The sequence below is a fragment of the Brumimicrobium oceani genome (assembly GCF_003143775.1).
In the GTDB taxonomy this organism is placed as follows: Bacteria; Bacteroidota; Bacteroidia; order Flavobacteriales_D; family Crocinitomicaceae; genus Brumimicrobium; species Brumimicrobium oceani.
Genome location: NZ_QFRJ01000001.1, coordinates 271,033 through 290,302 on the forward strand (window position 1 = coordinate 271,033; position 19,270 = coordinate 290,302).

General features: G+C 35.4%; 16 protein-coding genes. 12 read left to right on the plus strand and 4 right to left on the minus strand.

Features of this window, described 5'->3' with window-relative positions:
• Positions 1-154: 154 nt before the first annotated feature.
• Both DIT68_RS01180 and DIT68_RS01185 read right to left on the minus strand, forming a co-directional pair.
• On the minus strand, positions 155-2,227 hold the full coding sequence (locus DIT68_RS01180) for a T9SS type A sorting domain-containing protein (protein WP_109357981.1): 2,073 nt from the start codon (positions 2,225-2,227) through the stop codon (positions 155-157).
• Between the two features lie 166 nt (positions 2,228-2,393).
• Positions 2,394-2,981, minus strand: coding sequence for a pseudouridine synthase (locus DIT68_RS01185; RefSeq protein WP_109357982.1), 588 nt, complete (start codon positions 2,979-2,981; stop codon positions 2,394-2,396).
• Positions 2,982-3,085: 104 nt separating this feature from the next.
• Here DIT68_RS01185 and DIT68_RS01190 point away from each other — a divergent pair, with 104 nt between their 5' ends.
• Complete coding sequence (locus DIT68_RS01190) at positions 3,086-3,859, plus strand: enoyl-CoA hydratase-related protein (RefSeq protein WP_109357983.1); 774 nt, start codon at positions 3,086-3,088, stop codon at positions 3,857-3,859.
• A 62-nt stretch (positions 3,860-3,921) separates the two neighbouring features.
• Complete coding sequence (locus DIT68_RS01195; protein WP_109358318.1) at positions 3,922-5,085, plus strand: 3-hydroxyacyl-CoA dehydrogenase NAD-binding domain-containing protein; 1,164 nt, start codon at positions 3,922-3,924, stop codon at positions 5,083-5,085.
• A 553-nt stretch (positions 5,086-5,638) separates the two neighbouring features.
• Here the strand turns inward: DIT68_RS01195 and DIT68_RS16240 are convergent.
• A complete protein-coding gene (locus DIT68_RS16240) occupies positions 5,639-5,779 on the minus strand; it encodes a hypothetical protein (protein WP_158276084.1) in 141 nt (46 codons plus the stop codon).
• 672 nt (positions 5,780-6,451) lie between these two features.
• On the opposite strand from DIT68_RS16240, the gene DIT68_RS01200 reads away from it, so the two are divergent.
• The 6 genes from DIT68_RS01200 (at position 6,452) to DIT68_RS01225 (ending at position 12,930) form a co-directional block, all read left to right on the plus strand.
• The gene (locus tag DIT68_RS01200) at positions 6,452-7,267 is read left to right on the plus strand and encodes an XRE family transcriptional regulator (RefSeq protein WP_109357984.1); all 816 of its coding nucleotides are present in this window, start codon (positions 6,452-6,454) and stop codon (positions 7,265-7,267) included.
• 280 nt (positions 7,268-7,547) lie between these two features.
• Complete coding sequence (locus DIT68_RS01205) at positions 7,548-7,946, plus strand: hypothetical protein (RefSeq protein WP_146194085.1); 399 nt, start codon at positions 7,548-7,550, stop codon at positions 7,944-7,946.
• 331 nt (positions 7,947-8,277) lie between these two features.
• Positions 8,278-8,646: a response regulator gene (locus DIT68_RS01210; RefSeq protein ID WP_109357986.1), complete on the plus strand. Its 369-nt coding sequence runs from the start codon at positions 8,278-8,280 to the stop codon at positions 8,644-8,646.
• Between the two features lie 3 nt (positions 8,647-8,649).
• Complete coding sequence (locus DIT68_RS01215; RefSeq protein WP_109357987.1) at positions 8,650-10,080, plus strand: sigma-54-dependent transcriptional regulator; 1,431 nt, start codon at positions 8,650-8,652, stop codon at positions 10,078-10,080.
• Positions 10,077-11,480 carry a sensor histidine kinase gene (locus tag DIT68_RS01220; protein WP_109357988.1) on the plus strand — a complete coding sequence of 468 codons (1,404 nt, stop codon included), beginning with the start codon at positions 10,077-10,079 and terminating at the stop codon, positions 11,478-11,480. The genes DIT68_RS01215 and DIT68_RS01220 overlap by 4 nt, the downstream gene beginning before the upstream one ends.
• A gap of 4 nt (positions 11,481-11,484) precedes the next feature.
• Positions 11,485-12,930 (plus strand): hybrid sensor histidine kinase/response regulator, encoded by a 1,446-nt coding sequence (locus DIT68_RS01225; RefSeq protein ID WP_109357989.1) that lies wholly within the window; start codon positions 11,485-11,487, stop codon positions 12,928-12,930.
• On the opposite strand, the gene DIT68_RS01230 is transcribed toward DIT68_RS01225, so the two are convergent.
• Positions 12,920-14,398, minus strand: coding sequence for a hypothetical protein (locus DIT68_RS01230; protein ID WP_146194086.1), 1,479 nt, complete (start codon positions 14,396-14,398; stop codon positions 12,920-12,922). The two genes, DIT68_RS01225 and DIT68_RS01230, sit on opposite strands and share 11 nt — an antisense overlap.
• A gap of 152 nt (positions 14,399-14,550) precedes the next feature.
• Here DIT68_RS01230 and DIT68_RS01235 point away from each other — a divergent pair, with 152 nt between their 5' ends.
• The 4 genes from DIT68_RS01235 (at position 14,551) to DIT68_RS01250 (ending at position 19,125) form a co-directional block, all read left to right on the plus strand.
• Complete coding sequence (locus tag DIT68_RS01235; protein ID WP_109357991.1) at positions 14,551-15,195, plus strand: protein-L-isoaspartate(D-aspartate) O-methyltransferase; 645 nt, start codon at positions 14,551-14,553, stop codon at positions 15,193-15,195.
• The gene (locus DIT68_RS01240; protein WP_109357992.1) at positions 15,195-15,899 is read left to right on the plus strand and encodes a hypothetical protein; all 705 of its coding nucleotides are present in this window, start codon (positions 15,195-15,197) and stop codon (positions 15,897-15,899) included. Before DIT68_RS01235 ends, DIT68_RS01240 begins: the two co-directional genes overlap by 1 nt.
• A 2-nt stretch (positions 15,900-15,901) precedes the next feature.
• Positions 15,902-16,666 (plus strand): hypothetical protein, encoded by a 765-nt coding sequence (locus tag DIT68_RS01245; protein ID WP_109357993.1) that lies wholly within the window; start codon positions 15,902-15,904, stop codon positions 16,664-16,666.
• A gap of 128 nt (positions 16,667-16,794) precedes the next feature.
• Complete coding sequence (locus DIT68_RS01250; RefSeq protein ID WP_109357994.1) at positions 16,795-19,125, plus strand: choice-of-anchor B family protein; 2,331 nt, start codon at positions 16,795-16,797, stop codon at positions 19,123-19,125.
• Positions 19,126-19,270 lie beyond the last annotated feature (145 nt).

Sequence of the window (19,270 nt, forward strand, 5' to 3'; positions counted from 1 at the left end):
CTCGAAAGCATGGATTAATTGAAAACAATAGCCGAATTAGGCTTTTTAATGAAATTCGTTTGAATATCGCAAAGAAGAACTTCTTCAAAAAACAGATGAGACAAAGCTATTTTTAAATCGGTAAATTTAACCTAGATCATCCTGTCGTTAACTTTTACTGTTTAATTATCTTTTCTTTTTGAATTACTTTGCCATTTGTGAGTACCTGAATTGTGTATACTCCACTGGATAAAGGAAGCATGGAGAAGACATATTCGTTTAGTCCTTTTTTAGCAGCGAGGGTTTCTAGTTTTTTTACTAACCTTCCGCGAGCATCATATATTTCAAGATAAACAGTTTGTCCTTCATCTATATTGAATTGAATGGCCACTTGATCTATCGTTGGGTTAGGGAAGGCATTTCCCGAAGGACTATTGTCTGGAGGAATTACATAAAGCAAAGTGTCAAAACAACCCCTTGCATCTCGAACAATACATTGGACGGTGTCTTTCACACAAAGGCCTGAAAATTGTTTGTCTGAAGTAAAGGCCTGACCGTTCCATGAATACTCCAGAGGTTCAGTTCCTCCAATAGTTGATGCTTCAAGTGTATTGTCGCAAGAATTATAGTCTACAACATTAATTTTAAGCTTTAATCTATTGGTGTCGGGGCTATAAATTTGTGCTAAAAACCCAGAGTTTCTCGAATTCTCAAGTGCCAAATATCCGAAGGAATAAATTTCACCAGTGTTATGTTTTCGCTGTAAGCCGTAATAATCTCCCCAGCGCTCATAACTTCCATTCAACCGGTTAACAAAATTAGCGCCTGCTTTAATTTTCAGGACAGACGAATATTGTCCTTCATTATTATAAAAAACTGTGGAGTTACCAGGGAAATCAGTAAACGAGCTATGGTTAAATCCTATAATTACTTCCCTGTCGCAGTTTTCATTGCCCGACCAGGCGATGTTTGGATAACCAAAATCTTTTTGAGGATCTCCTATTATTGTTCCGCTAACAGTGGGAGAGTTTTCAATATCAACAATTACTCCGTGATAAACTGCGCAAAAACCTGTGGAAGGGTCTATGGTATTACTTACAAATTGTATTTCATCATCAATAAGAATTGCACCCAATACACGGGCGTCATTCGTTTGAAGTCCGCTTGTTGCATCGCTTGTATCTGTATCTGTTTGCCTAGCATTTGGAGGTACGCCATAAGGTACATCGGAAATTATAGAAGAAATAGATAAGGCTCCGTTTTCTAGTGCTAAAAAGAACAGTGTGTCATTCTGAATATCAAAGTTTCTATTCGAAAGAAGGAATTGTTGTTCTGTATTTCCTTTTGCTCCTGTAACTAAATGAAGATTTCGAAGATAGCCACCATCATATGTAATATTATCGTAAAGTGTGGCTTGCATTGTGGTATCTCCTGCATACACTTTAGATTTGTCCATCTCCCAAATAATTGAACCATCAAAGCCTGTTTGCCATGGTTCGTTTGGAACTATTAAGTTTCCAGTAAAATAAACTTTATCGTGTGTTACAGAAATTGTAGGAAAGTCTGTCCATCTGTTGTTGTTTAACGGATTTCCAGGTAAATTATAGATATACCAAGGATCACGCGGATCATTACTTGAACTAAAACACATGATAACTTCGCTTTCTGTGGGGGTATTATCCTTTAGGAGAGCCAAAATAAACCTGTCCTCCTCTGGGTCGTAAGCTAGTTTAGGATCATAGTAATTACTGCTTGAAAACCCGTCTACGAAGTTTTTTAATGAGATCACCTGATTATCAAAAAGAGTCGTACCTGTGCTCATATCATAGGCCCAAACTTTACTGTTCATCGCTAAAAGTAATATACCATCATTCGAAATTGCTAAAGTATTGTCACTTGGAATTCCTCCGAAAACCGGATACTTTGTTCCGTTTTGAAGGATATATGGTGCAAAAGAATCACCAATTACAGGTTGTTGAATTGATTTCAGATAATTTGATTGAAACGCTTTTTTTTGCTGACTGAAAAATGCTTTACTTTTTATCTTTTGCCTTAATAGATAAGATCTTGACGATGGGCCATCTGGTAAGGGCATTTCTAAATTGTTGACGGCTTCAAAAAAAGGACTTTGTTGAGAAAATTCAGTGATGGTTTTTGATTTTGTAATGGTGAAACTGGATTTTCTATAATCCTGAGCGAATAAAGTACAGGAAAAGACAATAAAGAAAAAGAGTATAGTGCTACGCATGTTAAAATTTTTGATACCCTAAAAATACTGATTTAGATTGTATAAAAAAAGTCTTACTTTATTAACTCATAATGTTTTATGAATTAAATCTAAGGAAAGGTTTAATAAACGATTTAAAACGTTTTAGCCCTATTCTTATTTTTAAAAGAAATATTTTTAATTCATTTTATCTAGAGAAACCTGCTATTACTTCGTTGGGATTGATTTCTATTACATCTCCTGGCTGCATACTGCCTAATTTCAAATCACCAATTGAATGCCTCACTAATCTTAATGTTGGAAAGCCAACTGCAGCCGTCATTTTTCTCACCTGTCTGTTTTTTCCTTCTCTAAGAGTTAAAGCTATCCAACTTGTAGGTATTTCTTTTCTCATCCGAATAGGAACGCTTCTTTCGGGTAGTTGAGGTGTTTTTATTTTCTTACATTCTGCCTTGGCTACACGGTGTTTTTTGCCATTGTGTTTTATCGAAATAGTTCCCGCTGCTAATTCCTTGCACGCTTCTGGAGTAATGTCATGGTCTACTTGTACAAAATATGTTTTCGGTAATTTATTGAGTGGATCCAATACACGATTCTTAAATTCATTGTCATTTGTCAATAACAATAATCCCTCACTTGTTTTGTCTAAACGCCCAATAGAATATACATCTTTCGGGAATTTGTGTAAATCGCCCAATAAACTTGCGTTTTCATCACCTGTAAATTGAGATAACATGTTGTAAGGTTTGAAAATTGCGAAATATCTTTTTTCCATGAATGCAAGATTTTTTTCAAAAATGAACAGAATTAATTGAAAAATCAATTACTAAGTTCCATAAATGGCCTATTCTTTTATATTTTTAGCCAAAAGAAATAAAAATGGTTCTACAATTCACAAAAGAAAATGGCGTAGCAAGGTTAAAGTTTAACCGCCCAAACAAATACAATAGTTTTAATCAAGAATTGGCTTTTGCTGTTCAAAAAGCGCTTGATGACTGTAAAAACGATGATGCAATTCGTGTAATAGTGCTCACGGGTGAAGGAAAAGCTTTTTGTGCTGGACAAGATTTGGCCGAAGCAACAGACCCAAATGGCCCCCCTTTAAAAAATATAGTTGGAGAACATTACAATCCAATTGTTACACGATTGCGAGAAATTGAAAAGCCAGTTATTGCTGCAGTGAATGGCGTTGCGGCTGGAGCAGGAGCAAACTTGGCGTTGGCATGCGATATTGTAGTTGCCAAAAAATCAGCGGTGTTTATTCAGGCTTTTGCTGCTATAGGTCTAATTCCCGATTCTGGAGGAACATTCTTTTTGCCTCGATTGGTTGGTGCACAAAAAGCATTGGCTTTAATGATGACTGGAGATAAAGTGACTGCAGAAGAGGCTGAAAAAATGAACATGATTTATAAATCTATAGATGATCAAGAATTTGAAGAAAATATCGACAAAATGACCTCTAAAATGGCGAAAATGCCTACCAGAGGATATGGGTTAACCAAAAAAGCAGTGAATGAGTCCTTCAATAACACATTGCGGGAGCAGTTAGATGTGGAAGAGAGACTGCAAGCTGAAGCAGGAGCGACAGAAGATTTTAAAGAAGGTACACAAGCTTTTTTAGAAAAGCGTAAACCCAATTTTAAAGGCAGGTAAATTACCGTTTAATACCTGTTTGTTGATTGTATAAAACATATTTAAGAAAAGAAATGAATTTAATAAAAGTTGGAGTTTTAGGTGCAGGAACTATGGGTGCAGGAATTGCTCAAGTTGCTGCACAGTCCGGACATAAAGTGGTGTTGGTGGACGTGAATGAAAAAGCTATTGAAATTGCAAAATCAAAATTGAGTAAAATTATTGCTCGTTTGGTCGAAAAAGAAAAATGGACAGAGGATTTCGGTAGTGCTGTTTTGGGAAGAATAAATTTTTCTACCCAAATGGAAGATTTCGAAGGGTCAGGCTTGATTATAGAGGCCATTGTAGAGAATATCGAAGTAAAACATGGCGTTTTCTCAAAACTGGAGTCAATAGTGGATGAGCAATGTATTTTAGCTTCGAACACCTCTTCACTTTCCATAGCAGCCATTGGTTCTGTATTAAAAAATCCAAGTAGAGTTATTGGAATACACTTTTTTAATCCAGCGCCTTTAATGCCGTTGGTTGAAATAATTCCAGCGGTACAAACAGATGAGCATATCACGGAGCAAGCCAGAAATATCGTTGATTCATGGAAAAAGGTGACTGTTCTGGCTAAAGATACACCAGGATTTATAGTGAATAGGGTGGCGCGACCATTTTATGGCGAGGCGTTAAGAATTTATGAAGAGGGAATCGCTGATTTTGCAACCATTGATTGGGCGATGACTGCTCTCGGAGGTTTTAGAATGGGACCATTTACCTTGATGGATTATATTGGAAATGATATAAATTATACAGTTACAGAATCTGTTTTTAAGGCATTCTATTACGATCCAAGGTATAAGCCATCTTTCACTCAAAAAAGACATGCGGAAGCAGGGTATTTAGGTAGGAAGTCGGGGAGAGGTTACTTCGATTACAGTGAAAACGCTACAGCCATTGACCCCAAAAAAGATGAGCTTTTAGGAAAGGGGATTCTGGATAGAATATTAGCGATGTTAATCAATGAAGCAGCAGACGCACTTTTCTTGAATGTTGCCACGAAAGAAGATATTGATTTGGCCATGACAAAAGGTGTGAATTATCCTAAGGGGTTGCTGCAGTGGGCTGATGATTTAGGCCTAGAAAATGTGCTAAATACTCTTCAAGCATTGTTTGAAGAATATGGCGAAGATAGATACAGACCAAGTCCAATACTAAAAAGAATGGTTAGAGATGGAAAAAGATTTTTCCCACTTGTCTAAAATACCGCCGAATGTATAGACTTAGGCTTATCTAGCAGCTAATGGGCGAAGGAAATGCCTTCATTTTATTGCTTTTCTGATGAGGTCAAAAACAGTAAAGTACAGGATGCATTTTTAACAGCTGTCATAAGTAAAACGCCGCTTTGTAATTTCTCAAAGTGGCGTTTTGCTTGGGCTAAATTCTGAGAATAGAATACTGCTCTATTTTCGTAAAATTGGTCGAGATCGCTTTTGGTGGTAATTTCTATTAAAATTCTACAAAGGTTGAATGCTAGAAAGTTGTTTAACTAGTTTTATGAAGAACTAATGATGTACCTAAAAATCGACTTCTCGATATTTTAATTTGTTAAGAACTAAATCTTGTTAAGATGATAGATCAACTCATCGATTTTTAAAGGTTTGTTGTGTCATTCCCCTTTCTCATTCCAACAAAGTAAAATGCTACGAGTGTTCTAACCACTGACTCCATCTATTACTATTTTCAAATGCTCTCTTTACCAAAACTATTGAACAATAGACAGCTATTGAAATCAAGTTAGCACTTCTATTTAAATTACATTTCTCTTAATTTATACATCATCTCTCGAACTTTATCACGCATTCTTGCTACATGAGCATAATTTTGAATTTTGATGGCTTCTAACCTTTCTTTTTCTAGCTCAATAATCTGATTTTCAATTTCTTTTTTACTCATAGCTTTTGTTTTAGTTGGTTTGCTTTAAATTACAAAAATTCATTTTATTTTCATCAAAGTTAATTTCCGAGGACGTAATTTATTTACGTTGTATCTCTCTTTTTATTACTTAAAATTAAACTTGCACTTGGGTTAATTGACATTTCAAATATAGCAAATGATTGTAATATAATCATTGTTTTGATTAAAAATTAATTTTTTTAGTTGTAAAAGGCTTCACGAGTTAGTCCAAGCGTAATAAGCTATTTTTAGGTGAAGGATCCGAATTTTAGTGTTCTTTTGTTTCTCAATTCTTGCGGATATAAGGTTAAATATATAAGTGTAGTTTATGCAGTTAATGAACACTTAGAGGTACTCCAATCAATTGCATCTATTAATTTAACCTTTACCAATAGACGAAATATTCCAGTTAAATCGAGTAATGCACGAGCTTTAGAAATTGATGATTTCAAAAGCATAAATGAAGAGTATATTTCATTTCCTTACTATTGTCATTTCCTAGCCTAAAGTCATTGATAAAGTAAAAGATTAGTATTTGGATTTTTTGTGATTCATTGAAACTGATGATTTTATTGTTCTGCCTCCCAGCGAATAAGATTTTTGAGGATCATTAGTTTTGCTTAAAATATTTTCGTACATTTGATTAATATATAAACAAATAAACGCCGAAATATGGAAATTTACTTGTCTTCTAACTTGAAATTATTGAGAAAGAACAAAAAAAAATCTCAAGAAGAGGTTGCTCAAGAATTGGGGTTAACACGTTCATCCTATTCTGGTTATGAGAATGGTGTCGCGGAGCCAGGGATTGAGAATCTCGTAAAAATGAGCAAGTTTTATCATATTCCTATGGACGATTTGTTAAAGAAGAATTTGGAGGATTTAACCGAAAATGACTGGGAAGCTATTCAGGAAGGAGTCTATTCCGATATTAAAGGAAGAAAGTTACGTGTATTGACAGCGATGGTTTCTGAGGCTAATGATGAAGTGATTGAAATGATTCCACAAAAAGCAAGTGCAGGCTACACGTCAGGATATGCCGATCCAGATTATATTAAAGTGTTACCTACTTTTCAATTGCCTTTTTTAAAGAAAGACAAGAAATACCGTTCGTTTCCAATTATGGGAGATAGTATGCCTCCTGTGTCTTCTGGTTCATATGTGGTAGCTGAATACCTCCAAAATTGGGAGTCTATTAAAAATAATCAACCCTACATCATCATTACTAAAGAAGAAGGAATCGTATTTAAAATCGTTAATAAAATTCCAGGAAAAGCCAATTTCCTTCAGCTCTCCTCCACAAACCCTATGTATGAACCTTACTTGATTGATATAAATGAAGTAATTGAAATTTGGAAGTTTGTAAACTATATTTCTCATGACCTGCCCGAGGTTACGATCTCCAATGATGATATGCTGAAGTCTGTAAAATCTATCCAAAAACAAGTCAATGAAATGAGACTCTTTATCAATAAGGATATGCATTAAGTCTTTGGTAGGAATATAATTTTCTGAAACGATAAATCCATAATTTTGTATTTGAAATAAAATCCGGGATGTCTTTTTTGTGTCGTTTGAAAAAAAAGTGAAATTTCTCGCGAGCCCTCTTGAAAAGTTGAAATCAGGGGTTTTGTAAGGATAGTTCATGCTTTTTCACTTTGCTGTAACTCTTTTTCTAAGCTGGCTATTTGGTAATACTGACTAATATCATTTTGTTTTCCAATCTAAATCATTCTTACTAAGCTTTATTTTGCTGAGTTTTGCCCAAGTGGAAGCAAATTTATTATACATACAAGAAGATGAACTCAAACCAGAGTTTCAAAAGCGTTTATGTTTTTTTAGCAGAACAACGGAACCGCTATTTATTATCATTCAATTGAAAGTGTCTTCTATTGCATCTGAACCCATGATTAATAATCTTAAAGAAATCAGGAAAGACAAAGCTGTTAAAAAAGTAGATAATTGGATTAGCATCTGCTTTGCGAAGCATCAGAAATTGGTAGTGAAAGTTATTGATGGTCTCCCTAAACCTTCAAACACAAATCTTGATTTTACGGGTATAAGAAAACTTTCTGTTTATAGATCTTCCGCATTAGGGGATAAAATATCACCATTTCTAAAAGGCCAGTTCTCATCAGAAAACTTAGAATTTAAACTCTTCACCTGAATTATTATCTTCTTTAAAATAGCCAAGGTGACTGCGAAGTGAAAGACTCAATATTCTTTCATGTAAATTGAGCACAGTTTTTAAATCATCATAAATTGAGCACAGTTAAAGAGTAGGAAAATAGTCAGCACTTCAGTGTTTGGCGTCTAGTTTAAAACTATAAAATAGATTCTCTAAGGAAATAGCGCTTGATTCTAAAACAAAAGCAATACTGGTGTAGATTTATTTCTACATTCCTTGGTGATAAATCCTTTCGAAATTATATTTTGTGCTATTTTTGAACTTACTAGTAGTTATTTTGTTTCCTATTAAATGAATTAATGAACTTTAGATGAAGCGTCCTATTTTATTAATAATTGAAGATGAGTTTGATATCAAAGAATTGTACCGGTCTATAATGGAAAGGACCTTTGATTTTGATATTGTTGAAGCTAGTTCTATAAAAGTTCTACAAAATGTGCTATCAGAAATTATTCCCGATTATGCATTGTTAGACTTGTCACTACAAGATGGCTCTGGATTCGATGTCATTCCTGAATTAAAAAAAGCAAACCCAAACATTAAATTTTTAGTCATTTCTGCATTTTCTCATTGTAAAGAAAAGAAAAGAGCTGCAGAATTGGGAGCTGTGGGACTACTTGCTAAGCCTTTTGAAAGTGCAGAACTAATAAACCACATTAATGGGATGCTTAAATCGTAAAGAATGAAAAAGCACAAAATTCTTATTATAGACGACGATGTAGACATTTGTATGTTGCTTAAACGATTCTTTGAACGAAACAACTACGATGTTAAAGTTGCTTTTAAAGGTGCTGAAGGAATTGAGTTTCTAAAGAACCAAAAAGCAGATATCGTTCTTACGGATTTTAGGTTACCAGACAAAGATGGCTTCCAAATGATTGAAGCAATCAAAAATGTAAATCCTAATATCCCAGTAATTGTTATTACTGGTTATTCAGACGTAAACCAAGCGGTTAAGGTTATTCGATTGGGGGCCTATGAATACGTTACGAAACCAATCTATCCCGAAGAAATATTATTGCTCGTTCAAGATGCTTTATCAAAGCCAAAAACAGATTTGGTAGAAAACGAAGAATTAAATGAAGGAGAAGGTAAGGAAGAAAAATCCGAAACGAAGTTAAGGGAATCGAATGAAAATGAGCGATTCTTTTTACCCACAAGCTCATCAGCGAAAAATACCCAGCGTTTAATCAATTTAGTAGCACCTACGAATATGACTGTGGTTATATTGGGAGAGAGCGGCACGGGTAAAGAAGTTGTTGCCAGAATGATTCATGAAGGCTCAGCAAGAAAAGACAAAGCATTTGTCCCGGTTGATTGCGGCGCTCTTCCTCAGGAGTTGGCATCTAGCGAGTTGTTTGGTCATGTGAAAGGGGCTTTTACTGGGGCTACATCAGATAAGAAAGGTAGTTTTGAAATCGCAAATGGGGGAACATTATTTCTGGATGAAATAGGAAATTTATCTTACGAGAATCAGGTGAAGCTATTGCGTGTATTACAGGAGAGGGTAATCAGAAAGGTAGGGAGTGAAAGAGATACTCCTGTTGATGTCCGTATTGTTGTTGCCACCAATGAAGATTTAAAAATAGCCATGCAGAAGGGGACTTTCAGAGAGGATATATATTATAGAATCAATGAATTCAAAATAGAGTTAAAGCCTTTGAGAGAAAGCAAGGAAGACCTCTCTGGTTTTGTTCAGTTTTTCTTGAATAACGCCAACAATGAGTTGGATAAGTTTGTAGAAGGACTTGAGGAGGAAGTTTGGGAAATTTTCAATGAATACTCCTGGCCAGGTAATTTACGTGAGCTAAAAAATGCTATAAAGCTTTCTGTTCTAATGGCCGAGAATAAACTGATTTCTAAAAGTAATTTACCCATAGATATTTTAAATCTACAATCGCTCAGTGGGAACAAAAATGCCCATTCGGACGTTAACATCGACAAGAAAAAATCTTTAAATTTAAAAGATGTAACAGCGGAGGCAGAAACGGCAGCCATTTTGAAAGTATTATCTATCGCCAACAACAATAAAACAAAGGCTGCAGATATCCTGGGTGTTGACCGGAAAACGCTGTATAATAAATTAAATCTTTATGGATTGTTAGAAGAATGATAAAGAACAAGAAATACAGTTACTATAATTATTTTTTGATGTTATCTCTGGCTTTAATTGCTGGCTATTTCATCACTTCTCTGCTTTTTCTAAATCGAACCTTTAAATCGGGCGAAGAAGCAAAACAGTTTGGAATGACTGTTGAAAAAACCAATTCTGTAATACAGCAAATCACTCAATTAGAGACCTCTTCTTACAGTTATGTCATTACAAAAACGAAGGAGAGCGAGGCCATCTATACGCACAAGAAAATAAGACTTATTGAATATGCTAAAAGTTTGGGCGCACACTGTACAGCGCATCATTTTGCTAATCACGAAACAGAAAAACTGAATCGATTAATTTCACAAAGAATTGAGGCACTCGATCTTTTAATGATGAAGGACTCAATGTCAACAGAAGCGCTTATGCAACAGCTTTCTTTTGGGAATGAAACAACGATGGAAATTCTAAAGACCCTAAAGAAAATCCGTGCAATGAATAATGAAATGCAGGAAAAAAGTCAGCAAGAGGCCAAAACGGCCAATCGCAATGCTATGGTTCTCATGACTTTATTTGGTGGGATTATGCTTTTAATTGTTTTCATTAGTTTCTTCAAAATGCGAAAGGAAATACTGAGAAGTGAAAGATATTTAAAAGAAATCAATCAAATAAATCTTGAACTAAGTTCAGTGAATGAAAACTTAGAAAACTTTGCATTTATTGCTTCTCATGATTTGAATGAACCTTTAAGAAAAATTAAAACCTTTGGAGACCTTATAGAAATTGAACTTTCAAACGAACATTTCGATCAAAAAACTGTCACTTCGCATGTTAGCAGAATGCAAGCAGCAGCTTCCAGAATGCAGGAATTAATCGAAGACTTACTTTCTTATTCGCGTATAGCTCGCCAGTTTGATGTTCGGCAAGAAATTAATTTAAGAAATGTTGTAGATACCGTGATTAGTGATTTAGAGGTCAGTATTAGAGAGAATAATGCGGTAATTCATACACACGATTTACCGACTGAAATTCATGCTGATGAAATACAAATGAGGCAAATTTTTCAAAATATAATCAGTAATGCCATTAAGTTTAGGAAATTGGATATTGATCCTATAATTGACATCAATAGCGAAATTGTAAAAATGAATGAAGTTCCAATTAAAGACGGAGGTCTTGGGGATTTTGAAGAATATTGGAAGATATCAATTACTGATAATGGAATTGGTTTTGATGAGAAATATTTAGATAAAATATTTGCCGTATTCCAGCGATTGCATGGTCGATCTGCCTATGAAGGCACAGGAATTGGTTTGTCCATCTGTAAAAAAATTGCCGAAAATCATAAAGGCCATTTAACCGCATATTCAACAGAAGGAGAAGGGTCTACTTTTATTATTTATTTACCTGTAAATTAGTTTTATGAGTGTCAAAGTTTTAATAATCGATGATGATGAGGATGATTATGTCATCATGAGTCATTATTTGTCCAAAATTCAAACAGAAAAGTATGAAATTTTTTGGTGTAATGATTATGATTTTGCGGAAGAAGAAATCCTAAAAGGAGATCATGATATCTATTTAATAGACCATTTTTTAGGAAAAGGAGAGGGAATAGAAATCATTGAGCGAATTCGTGACAGAAATATTCTAAAACCGATGATATTACTTACCGGGTCAAGCGATTATTCGGTAGATGAAAAAGCTATGGCAAAAGGAGCTTCAGATTTTCTTGTGAAGAAAGAGGTACGGGTGGATACCATAGAAAGGGCGATGCGATATGCAATTGAAAGGTACAATCAGCAACGTAGCATAAGGGCACAGGAAAAGAAATACAGAAGTTTATTTGAGTTAAGTCTTGAACCATTTTTAGTCTTGGATGATCAACTTCAAATTTCTGAATATAACGCGGCATTTCTTGATGTTTTTCATGACCAAAATACTCCATCTCACTTGCTAAGAGGGAAAGCCTTTCAAGCGCTATTTAAGTACGAATTTGACTATGCAGCCCTGCTGCAACAGCTACAAAAGGATGGTTTTGTGAAAGGGTTTAAGACCACGCTGCTTGATCAGGAAAAGGATATTGTGGCCACGCTTTCCATTGCACATTTGCCTAAGGGTGATGATGTGGATCTCAATGCATACCACGTTGCGATTAGTGATTTAACCACCATAATGGAGCAAGAGGCAGAACTGAAAAAAGCTGAAAAAATGAGCATGTCTGGTCGTATGGCGAGAATGATTGCTCATGAAATTAGGAATCCCTTGACCAATATTCGATTGGCAGTGGGTGAATTATCTGCATTTTCTGATGCCATAGAAGACAATAGCGATGCAAAGTCTTTGGAACAAATGATAGAAAGAAATACGATAAGAATTTCTGACTTAATCGATGATATGCTTAAATCTGCCCGTCCACCGGAATTAGAAATTGTTCCTTCTCAATTGAAAAAGATTATTAATGCAGCCATAGATTTTTGTCAGGACCGTGTAGAGTTACTCAACGTTAATTTGGTCAAAGCGTTTTGTGAACAAGAAGTTACGGGAGAATGGGATCCTGAAAAGCTAAAAATTGCATTGGTAAATATTATTATTAATTGCATTGAAGCGATGGATGAAACTGAAAATCCTGAATTGTTAATCACATTGACACAGCAGGAGGGGAAACCAGTAATATACATAAAAGATAATGGTAAGGGGATGGATGAAGAAACACAGCTCAATTTGTTTGATCCTTTCTTTACCAACCGTAAAAACGGACTTGGTTTGGGAATGACAGCCACTTTGAACATTATTAATATGCACAAAGGAAAGATTACTGTTAATTCAGAAGAAGGTAAAGGAACGGAGTTTAAAATTAGGCTTTAAACCATTTTTTCTTTAGTTTGGAGTAATCCAACTTTAATGAGAATATGACCAGTATGGCGACATGTGCGGGTATGATATATCGAACAATGGCTCCGGAGACAGGGGTTGTCCAGCCCACAATCATAGCGATAAAACTTGCGAATAGAGCTAAAGTTATAATGAGTCTTTTCTCTTTCAAAGGGAGCGTTTTAGGAAAGATGAAGAAAGTGAGGAGTCCCAAAAATAGGTAAAGTAAATTTTCCAAGAATGCAGGGTATTGCAGCCAGGAGCTTTTTTTATTGGGAATGGGCTGCATGAATGAATTATAAATGGCCTCTGGAATATTTTTCAGCATTTGCCAAAAATCATCCTTAATTAGCGTGACATTTACCTTGCTGCCAGACTCTTTTAGCGTTAAATGCACGGGATAAGAAGTTCCTACCTCCTTTAACTGTATAGGGAATCGCTCATGATTTTCATTCTTTTTTAAATAATAAGCACCAACGGGCTTGAGTAGAGTGGCTTGGCCGTTTTCGATGGAAAAATGACTGCGATTGGCATAATATATATAGTAGTAATGCTCCTCATCACCATGAAGATAGAGTCCACCATCTCTTAGGTTGATAAAATCTTCTTGCTGATTTGCGATAACATAAGCTGCTTTATCAGCGTAGCCTGAACCCACCAAAACTGTAATTCCAAATAGGGCATAGGTGATCAGTGCTAACCATTGTTTTTTGAATAGTTTGCTAAACACGAAAAAGTAAACCAAGGCTATCACTATGCAGATAAAAACATAAGGTTTGAAAGCTATTGTGAGTGCGCTGCCAATAAGAATTCTCCAGGTTTTTCTTGTAATAGAAATCTCATCAAAAAGTCCACGAATAAGCAGGCTTAAGCCTAAAACCATTAAAGGTTCTTTGATGATACTACTCCCCCAAAACGCCAAGCTAGGAGCTAGGGTGAGCATGGATAAAAGCACAAGAGGTGGAATGTTTGATTTCTTTTTAAGCCACTGAAATAAATCAAAGCCACCTATGAATGAAGCAAAACTGAAAATCATAAAATGAATAACAACTTCACCTTGTGAAATAAACAAAAGCAAGGCGTTTATTCTAATCACATGACGAGAGTCGTTGGGAAGGTATCTTTCGCCTCCATTCCAATGCATTGTGCTTTCAAGGTACTTGTTGATGAGTTCTGGACTATCGTTTAGTCCAAATATAAATTGAAAAAAATCATAAGGAGAAGCGTAAAAAACATTGTGCAAAGTCACACTCTCTTTGAAGAAAACTCCCGCATCAGCAGTGAGCTCGCCACCTCCATAATGATAGGTGTATACATAAAGGAAAAAAAGAGCATAAGCGATCTTCACCAAAAATAAAAGTGGGAGTGTGTAGTTCGGAAGCACTGTAACGTACTTTTTATTGATCCAAAAACACAACATTAAAAGAAGGGTAGTATATGTGATAATCAGTAGGATTCCCAAGAATTATAAAATTTGGGTAAAAATAGAAAACAAATTGAATATTTAGCATTTACATTAGGTCGAATGCAGGACATTAACAATTAACATTGAACTGGCGAAAAGAAATCTGAACAGTTCAAACAAATGTTAAATGTTTCCCTATTTTTGTTCCGATGATTGACAGTTATAGACATAAAGCATTAAGACGGCAACTAATTGAAGAGTTGAAAGAAAAAGGAATTAATAATCAAGCTATTTTGGACGCTTTTGATAGAGTGCCCAGACACTTTTTTTTAGATTCAATGTTTACGAATCAAGCTTATTCTAACATAGCTTTTCAGATTGGAGCCAAACAAACCATTAGTCATCCTTATACTGTGGCTTTTCAAACTACTTTACTACAGCTTGAGCGTGGTCATCGTGTTTTGGAAATTGGAACCGGAAGTGGATTTCAAACTGCAATTCTTTGTGCTTTAGGCGTCAGAGTAGTGTCCATTGAACGCCAAAAGGAACTCTATATTAAAGCCAAACCAATTATTGCTCATTTGGGATATTCACCCAATTTATTTTATGGTGACGGTTATAAAGGAAAAGCTTCCTATGCTCCTTACGATTCAATTTTAGTAACTTGTGGAGCGCCCTTTATTCCGCAAGAATTAAAGGACCAGTTAAAAGTGGGAGGACGGTTAGTTATTCCAATAGGTGAGGGGAAAATGCAAATCATGACAAGGCTAACGAAGTTAGAAAATGGTGAATTCGAAACTGAACGATTTGGAGATTTTAGTTTCGTTCCTATGTTAACCAAAACGGCTAAATAATGAGGGAGCTGAAACCTCTTACCATCTCCAACAGTATAAAATCAGCCCCGTCTGTTTTGTTAACTCCAGAAATGGAAAAGTTCTCTTTTATCCAACCCTTGTATCAGGACTTTGTTCTTGCTCAAACTTTATACACCACTATTCATAAACACTTTAAAGTTGAAATGTTGGAAGCGGGAATGTTTAAGCTAAAGGAGGTAAATTATTTATTGGCTGAAGAGCCTGAAGGGGTGTTGAATGTAGATGATTGGCTGGATTGTATTTGGAGTTCGAAACGTAAGTTTAATCATCTTTTGAATCCCAATGTTTTATTTAAAATGTATTTAATTGATCTCTTCTTTCCCCTGTTTTCCAAAACAAGAAAACTATTATTACCTGGAAAAAAAGACAGATTTGTTGTGGATGCTTATCCTATTATATCCAAAAATGAGGGCGTTAATTTTCGTCCTATTAATTTCAATGATTTAGGCACTAATAAAGTGGAATTCAAAAAGCTATTTACTTATTTGTTGAAAGATTTGCCTCAAATAATAGATGAATTTTTAGTTTTACATCACGATAATTTATACAAAGATTTAAAATACCAAGTGAGCTTATATCCTTCGATCAGAAATAAATATTGGAATGAGCTCAAACAGTGTTTTGAACCTGAATTTAAGACCTATGCGCGTGCAGAGGCCGAAAACTATCTTCTGAAATTGTAAACATGGAGTCATTTTATTCTGTTATATATTACAAAACAAACCCGCTCACAGATGAAATGTTGAGCATAGGATTACTCGCAGGTGGGGGAGAAGGACCCTTTATGTATGTCTCGAATGCCCGTTTGGATTTACTGAAGAAGATACTGCATCCCAATACTTTTCTTTCAGTGCGCAGACATATTAAATTTCTTCAAGAAAAAGTTGGAAATCATAGAAATGAAGCAGCTGGTATTCTATTGTTTGATCCTGTATTCTCAGTTGAACAAATGGAAACCTTGGCTCAAAGGTCTAAAAATGCCATTGCTTATAGTCAACCAACAACAATTAATGAGTGGTTAGACGCTAGTTTTTTTGCTGAGTTAACAAAAGCTTTTTTCGGTGAAAATTTAAAGCCCGTAGCAAAGAAAAGACCTGTTTTTCATTTAAAATGGAAGGCTTTTTATCATTCGGCAAAATTTAAAAATTGGGAGCGTGACCTTCCACTTTCCAAAATTATAGCTTCTTCGCCTTTAAGCATCTCTCTTGATTTGGCGAAACCCAATGGAGAGGAAGTGATGAAAGGTATAGATTTTGATTTAAGTGAAACAAGCCTTAATAGAAAATTATATGAATTGGAATTGATCGTAAATGCATTGCCTAAATGCGACATAACGATTGTTCACCCAACACCAAAAAAGAATTCAGGGAAAGAGCTATTTCAGACAACTAAAGATAAATTTCCAAAAATAGTCTTTCGCGGATTTAGTGAATTTAAAAATTTGAAGTAAATTCACATGATGAAGCGTTTTATCAAAAAATATTCGCCTTATTTTATTGATGTTTGGCAATACTTGGTCATTGTCATACTCTTCATTTTGGCCCTTTTGTTCTTTCTTTAGTACCCTAATATAATTCAATGAAGTACTTATTTCTATTCTTTCCCTTCCTATCGCTTATAAGTTGGTCCCAAAACTATAATTTGGATTCCTTATCTCACCTTGATTATCAACAACTTCATAATTCCGACTTAAACGACGTTTGGGGATATACCGATGAATTTGGAAATGAATACGCCTTAGTGGGAGCCGAAAAAGGAGTGAGTGTGGTTGATATTTCAGACCCACAAAATCCTGTTGAGGTGTATTGGCATACTGGTATGACTAGCGTTTGGCGCGATATTAAAACATTTGGTGATTATGCCTACGTAACTACGGAAGCAGACGATGGCTTACTCATTATTGATTTATCCCCCTTACCCAATAGCCCCATAACAAATACTAACAATTATTTTAATATTTCAAATTACTGGTCTTCAGCTCATAATTTGTATATCGATGAAAATGGAGTGGCTTATATTTTCGGGAGTAATCGCGGAAATGGAGGTGCTATAATGTTGGATGTATTTACTAATCCAATGCAACCCATGGAGCTTGGAACTTATGATAATTGGTACATTCATGACGGTGTTGTGGTTAATGATGTTTTATATGCAGCCCACATCAATGACGGTTTTTTTACAATTGTGGATGTTTCAGATAAACAGAATCCGGTGATTCTTGGTAGTCAAGTAACCCCTTCAAGTTTTGCGCACAATATTTGGCCAAGCGATGATCAAAATTACGTTTTTACTACCGATGAGCTCTCAAGATCTTTCATTGCGGCCTATGATGTTTCTGATCCAAGCAATATTTTCGAAGTCGATAGAGTACAATCAAGTCCTGGGAGCGGTGTAGTGCCACACAATGCGCATGTAAATGGCGACTTTCTAATCACTTCCTACTATGCTGATGGTGTTGTGGTTCATGATATTTCAGAGCCTAGTAATCTCGTTGAAGTGGCCAGATATGACACATATCCAGGAACCGCTAATTTCACTATTGGGAACTGGGGAGCATTTCCTTATTTTGCTTCAGGAACCATCATTGCCACTGATATTGAAAATGGACTTTTTATTTTAGGACCTCAGTATGACTATGCTTCAAGAATTGAGGGTACCATTACGAATCAGAATAATGGAAATCCAATTCAAGGCGTTGAGGTAAAAATTTTAGGAGATAATCAAGTAGAAAGATCTTTGGTAAACGGCAACTATAAAACGGGAATAGGAGTAGCTGGAAATTATACGATAAGATATGAGAAGTACGGTTTCCTTCCCCAGGAAATTCCCATTTCACTTTTGGCCAATTCCGTAATTGTGCAAGATGTTCAATTAGAACCATTGCCGCAATACAGTGTAACGATTAAGGTGGTAGACGATTCTAATAACCCTATGTTAGGCGCTGATGTAAAAATAGTTCATGAAGGTGTCTCTTTTGACTTACAAAGTAACGGACTAGGAGAAGTAAGTCAAAATGTGAGTTACGCAGATACCTTCTTTGTGGCAGCGGGGCAATGGGGAAAGATCACTGAGTGCACAAATGTTCAGTTTTCCCCTATTGAAAACCAGTTAACGCTTGTTTTAGAAACTGGATTTATGGACGATTTCACCTTTGATTTTGGGTGGTCAGAAACCTCCTCAGCGCAAGAAGGAGACTGGGAAAGGGGTATTCCTTTTATAAATTATGCGCCAAATAACAGAACAAGTCCAGATAATGATAGTCCAAATGATTGTGGAGGATTTTGTTTTGTTACCGGAAACCAAAAGGAAGAATACGTTAAGAACGGCGAAGTCATATTGATTTCCCCTGTTTTTGATTTAACTAATTATACAGCTCCTTTTCTAAATTATGAACGTTGGTTTTATCATAAATATGGCTATGAACCATTTAATGATACATTGAGAATTGCCATTTCAAATGGAACAGAGATTATAGAAATAGATAAGCAGGGTTACGATGAAGCAATTCTTGATGTTTGGATTCCTAAATTATTCTTAATTTCGGATTACCTTGCACCCACCTCAACCATGCAAATCTTTATTCAAACGTCAAATTATGACTTAACGGATAATATTACAAATGCCGCTTTTGATAATTTTTATATTACCGATGGCAGTCCTCTCAATGATAACAAAGATGTTTCTGTTGATCCAGAAATAAAGGTGTTTCCCAATCCTTTTCAAAATAAAATATTTATTGACGGAATAAGGCCGAACTCTCAAATTGAATTATTCTCTATTGAGGGAAAAAACATGAAGCTTGAAATTAGTATTACGGATAATTCTGCAGTAATAAATGCAGTTTCTTTAAGTGCTGGTGTTTATTTATTACATGTGGATGGTGCTGTGCAAACCATTGTAAAAAGGTAACAAGATGTTCTATACTTAGAGCTTCAATTTTCATTCTTTTTATTTTACCCTCATTTATTGTTGTCTCACAAACCTATTTTAGGGCTATGAGCGACTGGATAATTTAGTCGAACTTAGGTCCTATGAAGGAAAAAGCACTGAAACA